The organism is Prevotella communis (genome assembly GCF_022024175.1).
In the GTDB taxonomy this organism is placed as follows: domain Bacteria; phylum Bacteroidota; class Bacteroidia; order Bacteroidales; family Bacteroidaceae; genus Prevotella; species Prevotella communis.
Map to the genome: position 1 here is coordinate 248,573 of NZ_CP091794.1, position 16,196 is coordinate 264,768.

The window sequence follows — 16,196 nt, forward strand, 5'->3', positions numbered from 1 at the left end:
TGTTTTATCTGCATTTTTTTTATTCGTTTTAGGGCATGCGAGTGCAAATATACGAAAAGTTTTTTATTCAAACATGCAATTGTATGAAAAAAATTCGTATCTTTGCACGCAAAAGCAAACTAAAAAGAACATTCATAAAGTTATGATGCTCACACTATTTACCATGCTCGGCTCATTGGCACTTCTCATGTTTGGTATGAAGTCCATGAGTGAAGCCTTACAGAAGATGGCTGGTCCGCAGCTACGTCATGCCCTTGGAGCCATGACATCCAATCGTTTTACAGGTCTTTTAACTGGTTCGGTAGTTACCGCCTCTGTGCAGTCATCAACGGCTACAACCGTGATGACTGTTTCGTTTGTTAATGCCGGACTGCTCACCCTGACGCAGGCTATCTCCGTGATTATGGGTGCCAATATCGGTACCACGTTCACGGCATGGATTATCGCCCTGGGTGCGTCGTTCGATATCAGTATCGTGTCCTACATCGGATTCTTCCTGGGTATCATCCTCATCTATATGAAGAAGCACCGCTATATCGGTGACTTCCTCTTCGGACTGGGCCTGCTGCTCCTGGGACTGACCACTTTGCGACTGACGGGTCAGAAGATGGATCTGGGACATAATGAGGCTGTGCTGAGTTTCTTCAACTCGTTCGACATGCACTCCTATTGGACTATCTTCGTCTTCCTGGTGATGGGTGGCGTACTGACGTTCTGCGTGCAGTCGAGTGCTGCCGTGATGGCTATCACCATGCTGCTCTGCGGTAGTGGCGCCATGCCTATCTCCATGGGTATCGCCCTGGTGCTGGGTGAGAATATTGGTACGACAATCACCTCTAATCTGGCAGCCCTTTCAGCCAATACACAGGCTCGTCGTGCAGCCTTGGCACACATGTTCTTCAATATCTTTGGTGTTATCTGGATTCTGTGTGTGTTCTACTGGTTCGTAGAGGGTGTTGAATTGGCTGTGCAGTATGTTGGTGGCGAACTGTTTAACCAGGATATGACCAGTCTGCCGAAGGAGAAATACCTCACTTTCGTGCTGGCAGCCTTCCACTCAGGCTTTAATATCATCAATGCGGGCATCCTGATTTGGTTCATTCCGCAGATTGAGAAATTTGTTTGCTGGGTTATCAAGTCGAAGAAAGTGGACGAGGAAGAGGATTTCCGCCTGCACTTCATTACAGCTGGTATCATGAAGACGCCGGAACTCTCTGTGCTGGAGGCTCAGAAGGAGATTCAGGCTTTCTCCAACCGTATGCAGCGTATGTTTGGCATGGTGCAGGAACTGCTTGACCTCTCGTCAAGTGAGCGTCGCAAGGAGAAGAACAACGAGCAGGACTTCAACAAGCTCTACACCCGTATTGAGAAATATGAGGGCATCAGCGACAATATGGAACTCGAGATTGCCAAGTATCTGGAGAATGTGAGTGATGCTCACCTCTCTGACGATACGAAGGGAAAGATTCGCGCCATGCTGCGTGAGGTCAGCGAGCTGGAGTCTATCGGTGATGCTTGTTTCAATATGGCGCGTACGATTAATAGAAAATATGCGGCTAAGTCCGATCACTTCATTGAGAAGCAGTATAATCACCTGCATCAGATGATGGGGCTCACCGACCAGGCTCTTACGCAGATGAACAAGCTGATGCTGGGGCGCAAGGAGGCATACGACGTGAACCGCACGTTTAATATTGAGAACGAGATCAACAACTACCGCAACCAGTTGAAGGCTCAGAATATCATCGACGTGAACAACCAGGTTTACACTTATGCAGAAGGTACGATCTATATCGACCTTGTGAACGAGTGTGAGAAGTTGGGCGACTATGTGGTCAACGTCGTTGAGGCCCGTATGGGTACCAGGCAAAAGGATGCGTAACTCTGCACACGAAATCTGCGATTTGTTTCTATCGCAGAAAAAAGGAATCCGTGGTTTACATGGATTCCTTTTTCTCTAGGTAGTCGCAGTAGATGCGTGCCGCAGAGATAATCTGGTTGACGCAAGGGCGCTGCTTGTAGTATTCGGCGGTGCGCTCTGAGGCTTCGTAGGTTAGGGGAGCCCCCTTCTTGAGTTTCAAGAGTTCGGCACAAATCAGACTGCCGTGCTCTTCCTTGAAGCGTGCTGCCAGTTCCTGTACCACTTTATAATTATAAGACTTCCCCTCACGATCGCCGGGGGTCACCGAACCGCAATCCAGTCCTGCTAGTAAAGCTAATGCGTTGAAGGCGCCACACGACAGGCGTAGGCGTCCGATGCCACCGCCAAAGCCGGCGCTCATGCGCAGAGCCTGTTCTTCTGTATAACCATAGATGTCGGCAAAGGCAGCCACCACTGACTGTGAGCAGTTGAAACCCTGCATAAAGAGTTCCTCTGCCTTGCGGATACGTTGTTCCCTGTCTATTTGCATGATGCTATTCTGTTTAATGCTTCTAGTAATAATGCTTTGGGACACGCTATGTTCAGGCGGATATAGCCTTCGCCGCTTTGGGGACCATACATGGTGCCTGGGTTCACCCACACCTTAGCATTCTGCAGCAGGTGGTCGGCATATTCCTGAGAGGAGAGACCGGTGGCGGTGATATCTACCCATGGCAGGTAGGTGCCTTCAAGAGGCGTCATTTTCCATTGGGGGAGGTTCTTTGCGACGAAATCGCAAAGAACAGTGTAGTTATCCCAGAGATAAGCGTTGAGTTCGTCTAGCCAGTCCTCGCTCTCGTTATAGGCTGCCATCAGGGCTACGGGACCAAAGGGATTCACGTCGCACACCTCATTAATATTGATGGCACGGTCCAGTCGGCGGCGCCATTCGGGTTGACTGCAGATGATATTGGCAATCTGCAGACCGGCTATGTTGAATGATTTCGAGGGCGAGTTCAGGATAACGCTGTTCTGTCGGCAGACCTCGCTCACAGCCGCAAAGGGTTGAAAGCAATGACCGGGCATGATGAGTTCACAATGAATCTCATCGCTCACCACCTTGACACCATATTTCATGCAGATAGTGTTCATGCGCTCCAGTTCTTCCTTTGTCCATACACGACCCGTGGGGTTGTGAGGATTACAAAGCAGGAACACGGTGGTTTTCTCGTCGGCGCATTTCGACTCGAAATCCTGCCAGTCAACCTCGAAGCGGTTGTCGCTGCTGCTGAATTGCAGTATGCTCTCTGATACCTCACAGCCGTTATTACGGATGCTGGAGAAGAAACAGTTGTAGTCGGGCGATAGGATAAGTACTTTCTCTCCTGGCATTGTCAGCGCCTTGATGGCAACCGACATGGCAGGCACCACACCGGTGGTGTAGAGAATCTCTTCACGGCGGATGGTCCACTGGTGGCGACGCTGGAACCAGGAGATAATAGAATCGTAGTACGGCTCTTCGACAATAGTATAGCCAAAGATGCCATGCTCCATCCGTTTACGCAAGGCAGCCTGAATGGCTGGTGCTGCCTTGAAATCCATATCGGCCACCCAGAGGGGTATGACGGACCCATTTGGCATCTCATCCCACTTCACACAGCCTGTGCCGCGACGGTCTACTATTTCATCGAAATTGTATTTCATTGTCTGGTTTCTATCACACAGTCGTTGGGCTGTTTCACGTTCTTGTCGATGGTGATGCTGCCGATGCTGTCTGCCACGATATGTCCGCTTGAGGGGTTCTTGATATTCTCAATATGTCCGCGGATGTCGGCATTGACATGACTGTATTCAAACACGCGGTCGCACGATTTGTCGAAGGTACAGTTCTCGAGCACCAGATTGTCGGCATAGCACAGGAGCTGTTCGCCAACGAGGTGACAATTCACCAGGCGTACATTCTTAGAGTGCCAGGCCAGGTATTCACCGTCGAGCACGGAGTCGTAGATGTTGACGTTCTCGCATTCCCAGAAAGAGTCTTTTGTAACGATGTTCGCATTTCTCAGTTCCACGTTCCTGCAATACTGAAACACGTATTTTGAGTCGCATTTCAGACCATCGATTCGTACGAAGTCACAGAACATGAACGGATAGGTGCCTTCATGCAGCTCAAGATTCTTTGCCTCAATGAACTGGCATCGCCAGAATGTCTCGTCGGCATCATTGATAACAACGTTGTCCAGGTGGAGATGGTGCATCTCGCGGAACATCTTTGGGGCATCGATACGTGTGTCGCGCATCAGCAGGTAGCTGCTATACCAAAGGGCTGAGCGGGCACCGGCATCAAACTGACAGTCTTGTATGATGAATTTATCTACATGCCAGAAGGGGTATTTTCCCCAGAAACGGCAGTTCTCGGCTTCAATGTCCGAACATTCCTTGATGGCGCTCTCGCCATCGCCAATAGTGACATTCTCGAGTCGCAGATGGTGCGACTCAAATAGTGGGCGTTCGCCCTCAAAATGCTGATTCTTTATTAATTCCATTATTAGTATGTTGGTTTTTCGTGTGCAAAGTTACAATCTTTTCTGCATAAAACTGCAATAATATGTTTCAGTTTACGATTTATTAATTATCTTTGCACTCAAATAAACAATTAAGACTGTGTGTGTTATGAAGAAGAAAATTGTTGTGTTGACAGGTGCTGGCATGTCTGTGGAAAGCGGGTTGCGTACATTTCGTGATGCTGACGGCTTGTGGGAGGAATATCCCGTGCAGCAGGTGGCTACTCATGAGGGATGGGAGGCCAATCCGACGTTGGTGACAAATTTCTATAACATGCTGCGTAAGAAATGCTGGGGCGTAAAACCTAATGAGGGCCATAGGCTTTTGGCTGCGCTGGAAGAAAAATATGAGGTCACGGTGGTGACGCAAAATGTGGATAATCTGCATGAACAGGCCGGTTCGACCAAGGTGATACATCTGCATGGTGAACTGATGAAGGTGTGCTCCAGTCGTGATGTGGACAATCCGCGCTTCCAGCAGACGCTGACGCCTGACAACTGCGAGATTGTGCCAGGTACAAAAGCTGGCGACGGCTCTCTTCTGCGTCCTTTTATTGTGTTCTTTGGTGAGGCCGTACCCTTGATATCTGTGGCCGCCGAAGAAGCTCAGACTGCTGATATCTTCATCGTGATAGGCACCAGCTTGAATGTTTACCCTGCTGCCGGACTGCTGCATTACGTGCGCCCGGGTGTACCTATTTATCTTATAGACCCCAATCCTGTGAGTGCTGGAAGTGAGGTGAAGCAGATTCAAAAAGGAGCCAGTGAGGGGATGCGCGAATTGACGCAATTACTGATGTAAAGTAATTTGGTGGAAATAGAGAGAAAACTCGTTTTGTTTGATTAATTTTTGTTAATCCCGTTAAAATAAATAAAATTTAACGGGATAATCTTCTGTTTTGGTACTTTTGTAGTCAAAAAAGACTATATTTGTATTTTAAAAATGTAAAAGTGCGTAAATTATGTATACGCGTAGAGCCATAAACAGTAGAATAAAGCAACGCATTGCCCTATTAGTAGTGCTGATAATTTCTGTCGCGTTTTCAGAAACTATCAGTGCCCAGAATGTGGCTGTGCGTAATAATCTGCTTTATGACTTAACGCTGACACCAAACCTCGGTATTGACGTGAAATTAGGCGACCAATGGTCGGGAGGCCTGAGTGCCGGTTTCAATCCTTGGCCAACAAGCGATGATGTTAGCAAGAAATGGCGCCATTTGCTGATTGCTCCGCAGTTGCGTTATTGGACAAAGGGGGTCTTCGAGGATCGTTCTACCTATTGGGCACTTAATCTGATATATAGCCATTACAATGTAGCCGATGTGAAATTCCCATTTGGCATGTATCGCGACGTACGCGACAAGCGACTGCAGGGTGACCTGGGCGCGCTGGGCGTGTCGTTTGGCTATACGTGGCGTCTGAGCCGACTGTTCCGTATGGAGGCTGAGGCTGGCATGAGTGGTGGCTATGCGTGGAGCAAGCAGTATGCCTGCGGACATTGCGGTACGTACGAGGGACGTAATGACAAGGCATTCCTGATGCCGAAGCTGGCACTTAACCTGGTATTTGACCCAAGGAAGAAACCTGTACCTGAGCCAGAGCCAATCATTGTGATACCAGTGGATACCATGAAACCAGAACCTATCCCTGTAGTGAAGCCTGATATCATCAAGCAGCTAATGGCGGAGAATCCTGTGCTTTGCGATATCTCAGACTATCGTCCTTACGACCCCACGAAACCCATGCGTCGTGACTCTGCCGCTTTGCTGGTACACTTCGAATTGGATAAATACGACTTGAAACGTGACTTCCGTCAGAATGCCGCAACACTGGATCGTGTTATCAGTCTGACGCGTCAGATTGTGGCCGACTCTACTGCAGAGGTTCGTCTGATTCAGATTATCGGTTTCGCCTCTATCGAGGGTCGAATCAGGCACAACGAGATGCTGGGTGAACAGCGTGCTATTGCTCTGAAGCGCTACATCCAGAATGCTGTGGAAGTGCCTGACTCCATGTTTGAACTGAATAATGGCGGTGAGGCATGGGCCGAGTTCCGCGACCAGATTGCAGAATTAATAGAGAAGCACGATGATAAGTCGGGAACTACGGTTGCCGAACTGAAGCGTGCCATCAGTATCATAGATAATGAACCCGCTGCCGACCATCGTGAACAGCGCCTGCGTGTGCTCAATGGTGGACGTACCTGGAACTATATCAAGGAGCACGTTCTGGCCGATCAGCGTAACTCTGGATATATGCGTATATACTTAGAAAGAAAAACTCCTTAACTAAGAAAAAATATTTCCTTAACTAAAGAGTAAAAATGACCTAACCGAAGAAACAATAAACTTCCTAACCAGAATACGTGTAATACGAAAATAAATTAACATAAATATTAACTAATTCTTTAAGAACAATGAAAAAGCTACAATTACTAGCCTATGCAGGAGCGATAGCACTGCTAAGTACAGGGTTCACCGCCTGCTCTGATGATAACCTTACACAGGAGGTTACCCCCAGCCCAGGTTACAACCCTGAGACCAATGAAGTGAATGCCGACTTCGTGTTTAACGTGTCTACAGGAACGGGATCTACTACCCGAATGAGTTCTGAAAACGTTCAGGCTGCTATTACTTCATCAAACGAAGTGTTTCGTGGTATTGACAATGCGAAACTGTTCACTTACAAAATCAGAAATACTGACAATAGTGGCGTAAAGGATGGCTGGCATATTGCCTACGCCCCAACACCAACACCGGTTGTGAAGATGTTTGACCTCGGAAATGTTATGGGTAGGGGCTCAATCGCGCCTGCCAGCACAGACAAGACTAAGTCGCGCCGTGTGGTGGAACTGAACCTCCCAGTTGAGACCAACACTCTCCTGTTCTACGGAAAGGCCATCAAAGATGGAACAGACGTGACACAGGGTGCAGTGGATATGGAAATTAGCGCAAATGGTAACATGAATGCCAATTTCTTCCGCCTCAAGAAAATTATTGCTGACGGCTCAGACACGCAGACCGAGTTCCTTCAGTCTGAAACCTTGATATCCGCTGTGCTGAACAAGATTATCCGCTCAAGTTACGCTCTCCCGGCAGACCTGACCATGGAGGGAAGAACAATCCCTTCAGGTAGGAGCGTCAAGTGGCAGGACTATGTGACTATCACAAGAGATGGAACCGATGAAACCAAAATCACCAGTATCGTGGCAAAGACCACAGAACCAGTCTACCCGAGCGGTGAGTCGGCACCTGCCATGAAAGCTTTGGGAGAAATCCTTGCAAATACTTATGTGACCTTTAATACAATCTATGTCAGAAACTCACAAAGCGAACTCCGTGCCGGTTCAGGACCAGCCATCAAGCGTATGATGAACGACCTCTATACTACTATTGCTGCCGTAAGGGATGCATCTCCAACTAACGTGGAGGAGACAATGGCTAAACGTTTGGCAGGGGTTATTTGTAACAATATCGCAACTTGTTTCGACACGTCTGCTGGATGTGAGTGGAAAGCGAACTCTAACCTTAAGACCTTTACAGAATTGGTTGACGCTCAGGTTAACAAGATAGGCGACGATGAGAAATTTACAGATTTTCCAAAGACTGAGTTCAATTTACCTTATGGTGCAACCATACTCCAGATTTCTTATAACCCGACATTGGGTATTAGTGCTCCTGAGTACTCCTATATGGGTGCCATTCCTACTTACGCAATGGGTGGCTCTTCGGGCTCAACCTCAGCCTTTGACCCCTCAAACTGGGTTTATGCACCGGAACTTATGTACTTTGGCAACAGTCCAATCCGCGTGACTGACGCAACCAAGAGTACTGCTGATTATCCTGACGGAACAACAAACTGGGTAGATAATGACAATTCTCTATGGTCCGATTGGACAGACAACTCGCATGTGAAGTCTACCACACGCTCAGTTGCCATGCGCAACTGCATCAATTATGCCAACGCCCTGCTGAGAATGAACGTGAAGTACGGAACTAATGTCCTCAAGGATAATAACCACCAGATTCAGTATGAGCGCAACAACGGCGCCAACGAGCCTGATAACGTAATTAACGTGCAAAATGCAGGTATGTTTCAGCTCACAGGTATTGCTATCGGTGGTGTAAATCGCTCAGTAGGCTGGAACTTCCTGCCACGATATGACGCAACCGTTGATGGTACTAGTGGTGAACAGAAACCTAAGTTCGGTTGTATGGTATATGACAGCGCTATCCCAGATGGAACTATTCCAATGGCAACAGGTACTGCTGGTGGCGGTGCCTCTGCCTACAACTACACCCTCTTGTGGGATAACTGGGATGACGACCTCAAAGGTTCGGCTCAGCGTGTGGTATATGTAGCCCTTGAGTTTAAGAATATGTCAGGTAAGGACTTCTGGGGAATGAACAACCTCATCCGCAAAGAAGGTACATTCTACATCACAGCCAAGCTTGACCCGGATGCAGTCTCAGTTGAGGGTAAGAATGCACAACAGGTTATTGACGACAAGTCACTCGGTATTACTTGGCCAGATACCTACGAAATGCCTCCTTACTACACAACAGATCAGGCAACTGCCGATGGTGATCAAACACTTGATTCCAAGACCATTAAGGAACGCCGCGTATTCATGCAGGACTACATGACAGACGTGACCTTCGTGCTGACAGAGAACTCTCTGAAACATGCACTGGTTGCTGTGCCCGACTTGCGTTCTACACAGATCTCACTGGGTCTGAGTGTTGACCTCAAGTGGAATAAGGGCTTGGTATTCGATGACGTAAAACTGGAAGGTGGCCAGTAATTGTTTTATTATAATGTACGCGCGTAAGCGAAAATGAGATGAAGAGGTATATGAACATATGGAACCAGATAGGCATGATGATAACATCTTGCCTACTGGTTCTATGCCTCTTCACAAGTTGCTCGATGATTGACGACGACTTGGACAACTGTACGCAGTTGGACTATGAGTTGCAACTCATCACGAATATGACGACGGAGGTGCAGACACAACTCACGGCAGAGACGGATGTCAGTGTGGCTTCCGTGTTGCGTGCTCACTTGTCGGATATCTTCACCGACTATGCCCACGATGTGGACTTGTCGTTCTACGATACCAAGGGTGACTCTGCTCGCCTGCACCATGACGAACATATCATGGATGCCAACCAACATAGTTACACACTGTACATCCCTCGCCAGAAGTATATGCACCTGGCTGTGGCCAATATTGTGGACGACCCACTTGTTGACCTGATGTATGATGATCGCTGCTATACGGCGCAGGTGGCTTTGAGAGACCTGGCTACCTCACGAGGAGCAACGTCGATTCCTGACACTATCGACTCGCAGACAACGGGGCTGTTTACGGCCCGTCAGCTCATGGAGATGATTGAGGGTATTAACCAGACCTTTAACGTGAAGTTGTATATGGCCAACTGTGCTGCTGCCTTGGTGATGGACCCGCAAGGTCATAGCACCGATGGCATCAAGGTTTATTCTACTGGCTTCGCCACTGCATTTAATATTGCTGACAGTTCTTACGTGTTCAGCAATCCTTCGCCTATAGTACGCACAAAACTGCTGCATAGGGAGTCGGAGAATGATAACCTCACCTTCTGTTCGGTGACCTTCCCTTCGCGAGAGCCATTGGCTACCCGTACGGTGATAGAGACTGAAGAGCCGTTTATCGCTCAGCCCGATGAGAATGCCTTGTGGGAACTCCGTGTTTATGTGCCACAATCAGACGGCACTATTACAGAGACAGTACTGCGAGTGAAGGAGCCTCTGCGTGCCGGACAGTTAAAGATTATCAAGTGCAGGATAGGCAGTAATGGTGGTATAGAGGTGGATGGTGGCAGTTCGGAGGTGAGCACCTCTGTGACGCTTGACTGGAAAGATGGATTGGAAATAGAGACATGAGGAGCCTATATTATTATAATAAGGTGTTGATGGGAGCAGTACTGATGGGGCTGTTTCTGATGATGGCTTGCACTTCTGATGATGATCAGGGGGCAGGCCAGCCCTTGCGTTTGGTGAATGCAAACCTGACAATCTCTCTGCCCAAACGCATTGCCAACATACATCGCATCACCCGTATGTCGTCGGACATCGTGCAGGCTAATAGTGATGAGAACGACTTCCGTGGCCTGTCCGACATACACATGCTTTGCTTCAATCAATATCCCACACAGACTTCAAGTAACCTGGGGAATATGATCAGTATAAAAACCTCTGGCGATGAGGTCAATGATACTGTCACAGAGGAAGACTATTCCCTCTGTCAGGAGATAAGTATCCCCGTGGGTACCTCGCACTTTGGTTTCTATGCCCGTGCCGACGATGCTCCGAAGAACCACGAGGAGCGTATGAAATATGGTGTGATAGAGACGGTGGGCTTAGGTCGCAGTTCTTATCAGGGAAATAGTGGTATCCGCTTCCGTCCTGTACAGATATGCACATCGAGAGACAGCTTGGGCGACAGTCCTGCAGGACATGCTCTTCTCCGTTTGCTGGATGACCTGATGAATACCACCGTGGATGTGGCTGCTCCTAATAACTGCTGGCCTACGGTAGGCAATCTCTACATGAATGAGGCCTGGCAGCAGATGACACAGTTGACCACGCTATCTTCTTTTCATATCCAGACGATGCTGGATTATGTCTATAGGATGATGAATATGGAAAGCCCCGATGAACAGGGAAAGGAATTGGCAGAGGCTATATCTGCGAAGATTGCCAGCTGCTGTGTGGAGGTGCCAGACTCTGCAGGAAAACAACTGATTTTGAAAGACAACTATCTGGGCTTCCCTGCTGACATCAACCTGCCTGATGGTGCTGCACGCATCAGCTGGAACGCAGCAGAGAAACATTTCGTGGTGCCCAGCACTTATACTTATGGTAATAACCTTAATGCTACGTCAGTCACCGACTATGTCTACCCTATGAACCTGCAGTATCAGGTATTCTCTGATTTGCTGGCTTCTGAAGAGCAGGTCATCAATAAGATTGAGCCTGCAAGTAGCGATACGTTGACCGCGGATACAACCCAATACAAGAATTGGACAGACTTGATTAACAATGGCTATGCCGGTGCCGACAAGACCGTTCAGCCAACGACTCAGTCGGTGGCGATGGTTCAGCAGGTGCAGTATGCCATAGGACGTATAGCAGTAAAAACGCGTATTGGTACTGGCACCATCTATGATGCGAAAGGAAATTATGTGCCTGCTTTTGATGGCATGTTCACCCTGAAGGGCTATGTGGTGGGCGGACAGCATGAGGTGGACTATGACTTTCAGCCCATGACAACCAGTCGTGCCTATGCCATCTATGATACAGATGTCAATGGAGGACCGCAACCTCTGAAACGCCGTTATTTTACTGAGCAGGATCATATCCTTGCACTCGGTACGGCTCCCAATACAGCCATCCTCATTGCTTTGGAATTGGTAAACAATGGTGATGACTTCCAAGGAGCTGATGGCGTGATAGTGAAAGGGGCCACCTTCTATCTGGTGGCATCTATGAAGCCTCAGGATGGCATCAACTATAGTGAGACGCTGAATCAGATTGTCTGCAAAGACCGATATACCTCGGTGAATATCACAATCAATAGTCTGGCAGAGGCAACCTATGGCTTACCCAATATGCAGATTCCTCGTCCGGTGGTTGGCCTGAGTGTCGATCTGAAATGGGAGGAGGGCCTTTGGTATGATGAAGTGCCGTTAGAGCCTGTAATATTGTAAAACTATAATGAGAAAAAAAATAATAACCAAAATGATAACGATATGAAGAAATCTAAAACATTTACCTCGATGGTGACCGTTGCCCTTGTGGGCACAATGGTCTGCACAGCTTGCTCGTCGTCTGATGATGCCGTTAATGAGCAGCTTGTTTATAATGAGAATGGACAGGCTGGTGTAAAATCAGAGTTTGTCATCTCCATTCCCCGTTCGGTGGTTGGTACTCGTATGAGTAATGATGTGACGCAGGAGAGTGGTAGCGTGAGTCAGTTCCGCGGAATCGACAATATCCGCCTGATCCCGTTTGATGCGAAGCCTACTACGTCATCTGCCAAGCTCACCGATATCATGCGCCTGAGTTCTATCACAGCCTTGAGCAGTCCAGGTGCTGTGAACTACAAGGTCTATAGTGACAAGTTCGTACCTGTAGGAACCAAGTACTTTCTGTTCTATGGTAAGGCTATTGATGCTGTTGCCGATGAGGCTATCAGTTCTCGTAGCGAGAAATTTTATTATGGTACTCTGAATGCGAAAGGTTTGTCGGATGATGAGTTTACTACTGTTAACGACATTCTGTTCTCACCTGTTCAGATTAATACCTCTGCTGTAGCGCAGGCCGGTAACGCTACAGGACAGGCAATCGTGTCTTTCCTGACTCAGATGGCTAATATCAGTGTGTCGGGTGTAGCAGCACCTAATGATAAATGGAGCACTACCAGCAATGTGGCACTGGCCAGTCTTTACAAGAACTTCCTGGGACTGACCACTGGTTCTTCTAATTCTATGGCTATCATGCTGAGCAAGCTTTATTTCTCCATGGATATCGTGAAGAGTAATGATCCTGCACGTCCTTTGGCTGATGCTATCAAGAACAAGATTAAGTCGGCCTGCTCTTCAACGCCAGTCAATAACGATCCCGTTAAATTGACAAGTACTTATAGCGGCTATCCTGAGAATATTGGTCTGCCCGATGGTGCTGTACGTCTGCGTTGGAATCAGACTTCAAAGATTTTCGAGGATATTTCGGCAAACTATACCAAGGGCTTCCGCTTGAAGATTACCGACTATGTCTATCCTGCAGCTCTGTGGTATTATGCCAATACTTCGCTGAAGGCTGCCACAGAGAAGAAATCTGACCAATATGATAATGCCGGCACATGGAGTGGCGTGATAAATTCGGTATATAGTGGTGCTGAGGATGAGGTGGAAGCCGGTACGCGTTCCATTGCCCTGCGTAGTCCTGCCAATTATGGCGTAGGTCGCTTGCAGACCAAGGTGAAGATGGGAAGTGGCACCTTCTATGACGGTAACAGTAAGGAGGTGAATACGACTGCAGGCTACACTCTGAAGGGTATCCTGATAGGTGGACAGAACAGCGTGGGTTACGACTTTACCTCTAGGGGTGACGAGAACCTGGCTATCTATGACTGTATGATGTCGTCAAACAGCATTATTGCCAAAGCTGACTATACCACCTCTGCTAACCAGACACTTGCTTTGGAGACGAAGAGCAATCAGGTGGTACACGCTGCCCTTGAACTTGTCAATAATGGTGATGCCTTCATGGGCTTCGATGGCGTGATTCCTCATGGAGGCACCTTCTATCTGGCTGTAAAGCTTGATCCTACTACCGCTACTAACTATAAGAATACTGGTGATGAGGATGACTTGAATAAGATTGTGATGCAAGACCACGTTACGAAGTTGACTGTGACTATCAAAAATGGTGGTGCTACTGTTGACCGCAACAATGATGGCACGCCTGATGTCTATATCAAGGACGAGAATGGTGTTCCCACCGGTGTTGATGTTGATGGCGACGGATTAGTGGATCCTTACGATATCGATGGCGACGGAAATGATGATGTATTCATCACAGACCCTGTACACGGTGGTCCCGGTTGGGATATTGATAATGACGGTGAAGTGGATATCCATGTAACGCCCGATCAGGAGACAGGAAAATATCCTGATGCGCCTAATAATCCCGAGGGACTTGGCGGTGCTACCAATGGTGTGCCTGACCTTACAAGTCCTGGTATCGAACTGGGTACTTCTGTCGACTTGGAGTGGCAGGAGGGATTGATCCTGAATCCAGAAATCTAATTTGTTAAAAACTGGCAGAGAGTGATTAGAAGAAGATTATATCGCATGTTGCTGATGCCTGTGCTGATGGCGCAGGCATTCAGCGCGTGTACTTTCGTTGATCAGACCATCGACGATTCTTCTGAAAACTCTCCTCTTAGAATCGTAGACTCTGTTGCCGTAGGTTTAGGAGTCAGTTTTGAGAAAGGACATACGGGACAGACACGTATGTCTGCTAATGCCACACAGACTAATGGCACTTTTCGGGGAATATCAGACTTTTTCCTGATTCCTTATGCTACGGAGGGGGTAATCGGTCCTAATGACGTCCCTTTGAAGAAGAATATTGAACTGGGACGCTATATCAGCGAGACGCGTCTCATCAATAATAACAATGCAGCCTTCTATAAGCCCGTCTACGTACCTCGTAAGACGGCTTCATTCCTTATTTTCGGTCATGCTCCAGCAGGCGCGGATCCCTTTACTTACGGATCCCTTTCAGGTTTCGAGGATATAGAGAACCATACAAAGCCCAGTGATATCACGTTCTCGCTGAATCCTATCTATAACCAGACAGAAATCCCTGCTGTGGCTCAGGAACTGGCTGACTTCCTGACGGGTATTGCAACGATTCGTTATGAATTGCCTGAGGGTTATTATGGGGATATCTTCTACCGCGTGTTGCGTCATCCAGTCTATGTGTGGAGTAATCCAGACAGCTATGAGCATGAGGGGCTGGCAGATGCTTTCTCGCTTCTCTCGAATGACGATAGAGTGATGGGTGGTTCTTCACAACATGTCAGTTGCCTATTGACAGCTCTTTATAACAGACTCTATCAGGTGGCTACCTCTGATCCTACAGCAGTGAGTTATTACGTTAGCAGTAATGCTCCGACACCCGTAGGCACCATTTATCCATATAGAGAACTGTCAAAAGCTATTCGTACAGCAATAAATAATTCGGATTTTGTGCAACTAAGCGGTTATGGAAGTAACGTAACCGTTAGTCTGAAGACTCCTCGGAATCAGTATCCTACAAGTCTCAAACTGCCTGATGGCGCTGCTGCTATCCAGTGGAATGCTGATGCACAACGGTTCCAGGTGGTATTGCAAACAAGGGCTTCTGCAAAGGTGTTGAGTGCCAGTCGTATCTGTTATCCTCCATTACTGTGCTATTATGGCAATAGTCGTATCAAGACTTCGGATGCCGACTCTGAACAGGAGCATTATGTGCCCTCTAATAGTTGGAGCCAGATTTTGGATGAATATCAGAATTCATCGGCTGTGGTCAACTCAAAAACACAGTCGATAGCCATCAAGGATGCTATCAACTATGGGGTGGCTCAGTTGCGTGTTTGTATAAAAAGTCCGCTCATTTTGCATGACCGGGGAAATATGCATGAAATCAGTGTGACTGGAACGAACTTCCCCCTGACGGCACTTATTGTCGGTCCGCAATATGACGTGGCGTATAATTTTGATCCACTGGCATCATCCGACGAACATACGGTTTATGACCCACGGATTATTGATGAAGATAACAAGACAATTTATTTGTTACCGTATAATGTCGCTACGGCCTATGCCAATACCTTGGTATTGCCTACCAGAAAGGATGAGGTGATCTACCTGATACTGGAGTTTGAGAATAATAGTGGGGTAGATTTTAACGGGGCAAATGGTGTGATTTTGAATGGCTCGAAATTCTATATGACAGCAAAACTCGACCCCACGAAGGCTACAGGCTATAATGCTGACGACAACACGTTGAACCGTGTGTTCTCGCAGGATGGCTATACAGAGGTGACCTGTGTGGTGAGTGACCTGAAGGGCGCATGGAATGTGGTGCCCGACACACGTGACCCGCAGTTGGAGATTGGCGTGTCGATGGAAATGAAATGGACACATAGCACGACAACGAATGTGTTGCTGGATTGA

Annotated in this window: 11 protein-coding genes; 8 read left to right on the forward strand and 3 right to left on the reverse strand. The window is 47.8% G+C overall.

Translation table 11 applies throughout. From position 1 onward, the window contains the following. Positions 1–142 precede the first annotated feature (142 nt). On the forward strand, positions 143–1,882 hold the full coding sequence (locus L6466_RS00985; protein ID WP_237793641.1) for a Na/Pi cotransporter family protein: 1,740 nt from the start codon (positions 143–145) through the stop codon (positions 1,880–1,882). Between the two features lie 55 nt (positions 1,883–1,937). On the opposite strand, the gene L6466_RS00990 is transcribed toward L6466_RS00985, so the two are convergent. The 3 genes from L6466_RS00990 to L6466_RS01000 are packed head-to-tail and all read right to left on the reverse strand — an operon-like array spanning position 1,938 to position 4,407. Continuing rightward, on the reverse strand, positions 1,938–2,411 hold the full coding sequence (locus tag L6466_RS00990; protein WP_091813524.1) for a C-GCAxxG-C-C family protein: 474 nt from the start codon (positions 2,409–2,411) through the stop codon (positions 1,938–1,940). Further along, entirely contained in the window at positions 2,402–3,565 is a 1,164-nt protein-coding gene (locus L6466_RS00995; RefSeq protein ID WP_237802341.1) for a MalY/PatB family protein, read from the reverse strand. Before L6466_RS00995 ends, L6466_RS00990 begins: the two co-directional genes overlap by 10 nt. After that, on the reverse strand, positions 3,562–4,407 hold the full coding sequence (locus L6466_RS01000; RefSeq protein ID WP_237793638.1) for a DUF3737 family protein: 846 nt from the start codon (positions 4,405–4,407) through the stop codon (positions 3,562–3,564). Before L6466_RS01000 ends, L6466_RS00995 begins: the two co-directional genes overlap by 4 nt. Positions 4,408–4,534: 127 nt before the next feature. Here L6466_RS01000 and L6466_RS01005 point away from each other — a divergent pair, with 127 nt between their 5' ends. The 7 genes from L6466_RS01005 to L6466_RS01035 all read left to right on the forward strand — a co-directional run bounded on the left by L6466_RS01005 (position 4,535) and on the right by L6466_RS01035 (position 16,196). Next, entirely contained in the window at positions 4,535–5,227 is a 693-nt protein-coding gene (locus tag L6466_RS01005) for an SIR2 family NAD-dependent protein deacylase (RefSeq protein ID WP_091813533.1), read from the forward strand. A gap of 160 nt (positions 5,228–5,387) precedes the next feature. After that, a complete protein-coding gene (locus tag L6466_RS01010; protein ID WP_237802340.1) occupies positions 5,388–6,713 on the forward strand; it encodes a DUF3575 domain-containing protein in 1,326 nt (441 codons plus the stop codon). 128 nt (positions 6,714–6,841) lie between these two features. Further along, entirely contained in the window at positions 6,842–9,229 is a 2,388-nt protein-coding gene (locus L6466_RS01015; RefSeq protein ID WP_237802339.1) for a hypothetical protein, read from the forward strand. Between the two features lie 50 nt (positions 9,230–9,279). Then, entirely contained in the window at positions 9,280–10,350 is a 1,071-nt protein-coding gene (locus tag L6466_RS01020) for a hypothetical protein (RefSeq protein WP_237802338.1), read from the forward strand. Beyond that, positions 10,347–12,176, forward strand: coding sequence for a hypothetical protein (locus L6466_RS01025; protein WP_237802337.1), 1,830 nt, complete (start codon positions 10,347–10,349; stop codon positions 12,174–12,176). Before L6466_RS01020 ends, L6466_RS01025 begins: the two co-directional genes overlap by 4 nt. Positions 12,177–12,218: 42 nt before the next feature. Continuing rightward, positions 12,219–14,279, forward strand: a complete 2,061-nt coding sequence (locus tag L6466_RS01030) for a hypothetical protein (protein WP_237802336.1) — start codon at positions 12,219–12,221, stop codon at positions 14,277–14,279. Positions 14,280–14,300: 21 nt separating this feature from the next. Next, positions 14,301–16,196, forward strand: a complete 1,896-nt coding sequence (locus tag L6466_RS01035; RefSeq protein ID WP_237802335.1) for a hypothetical protein — start codon at positions 14,301–14,303, stop codon at positions 16,194–16,196.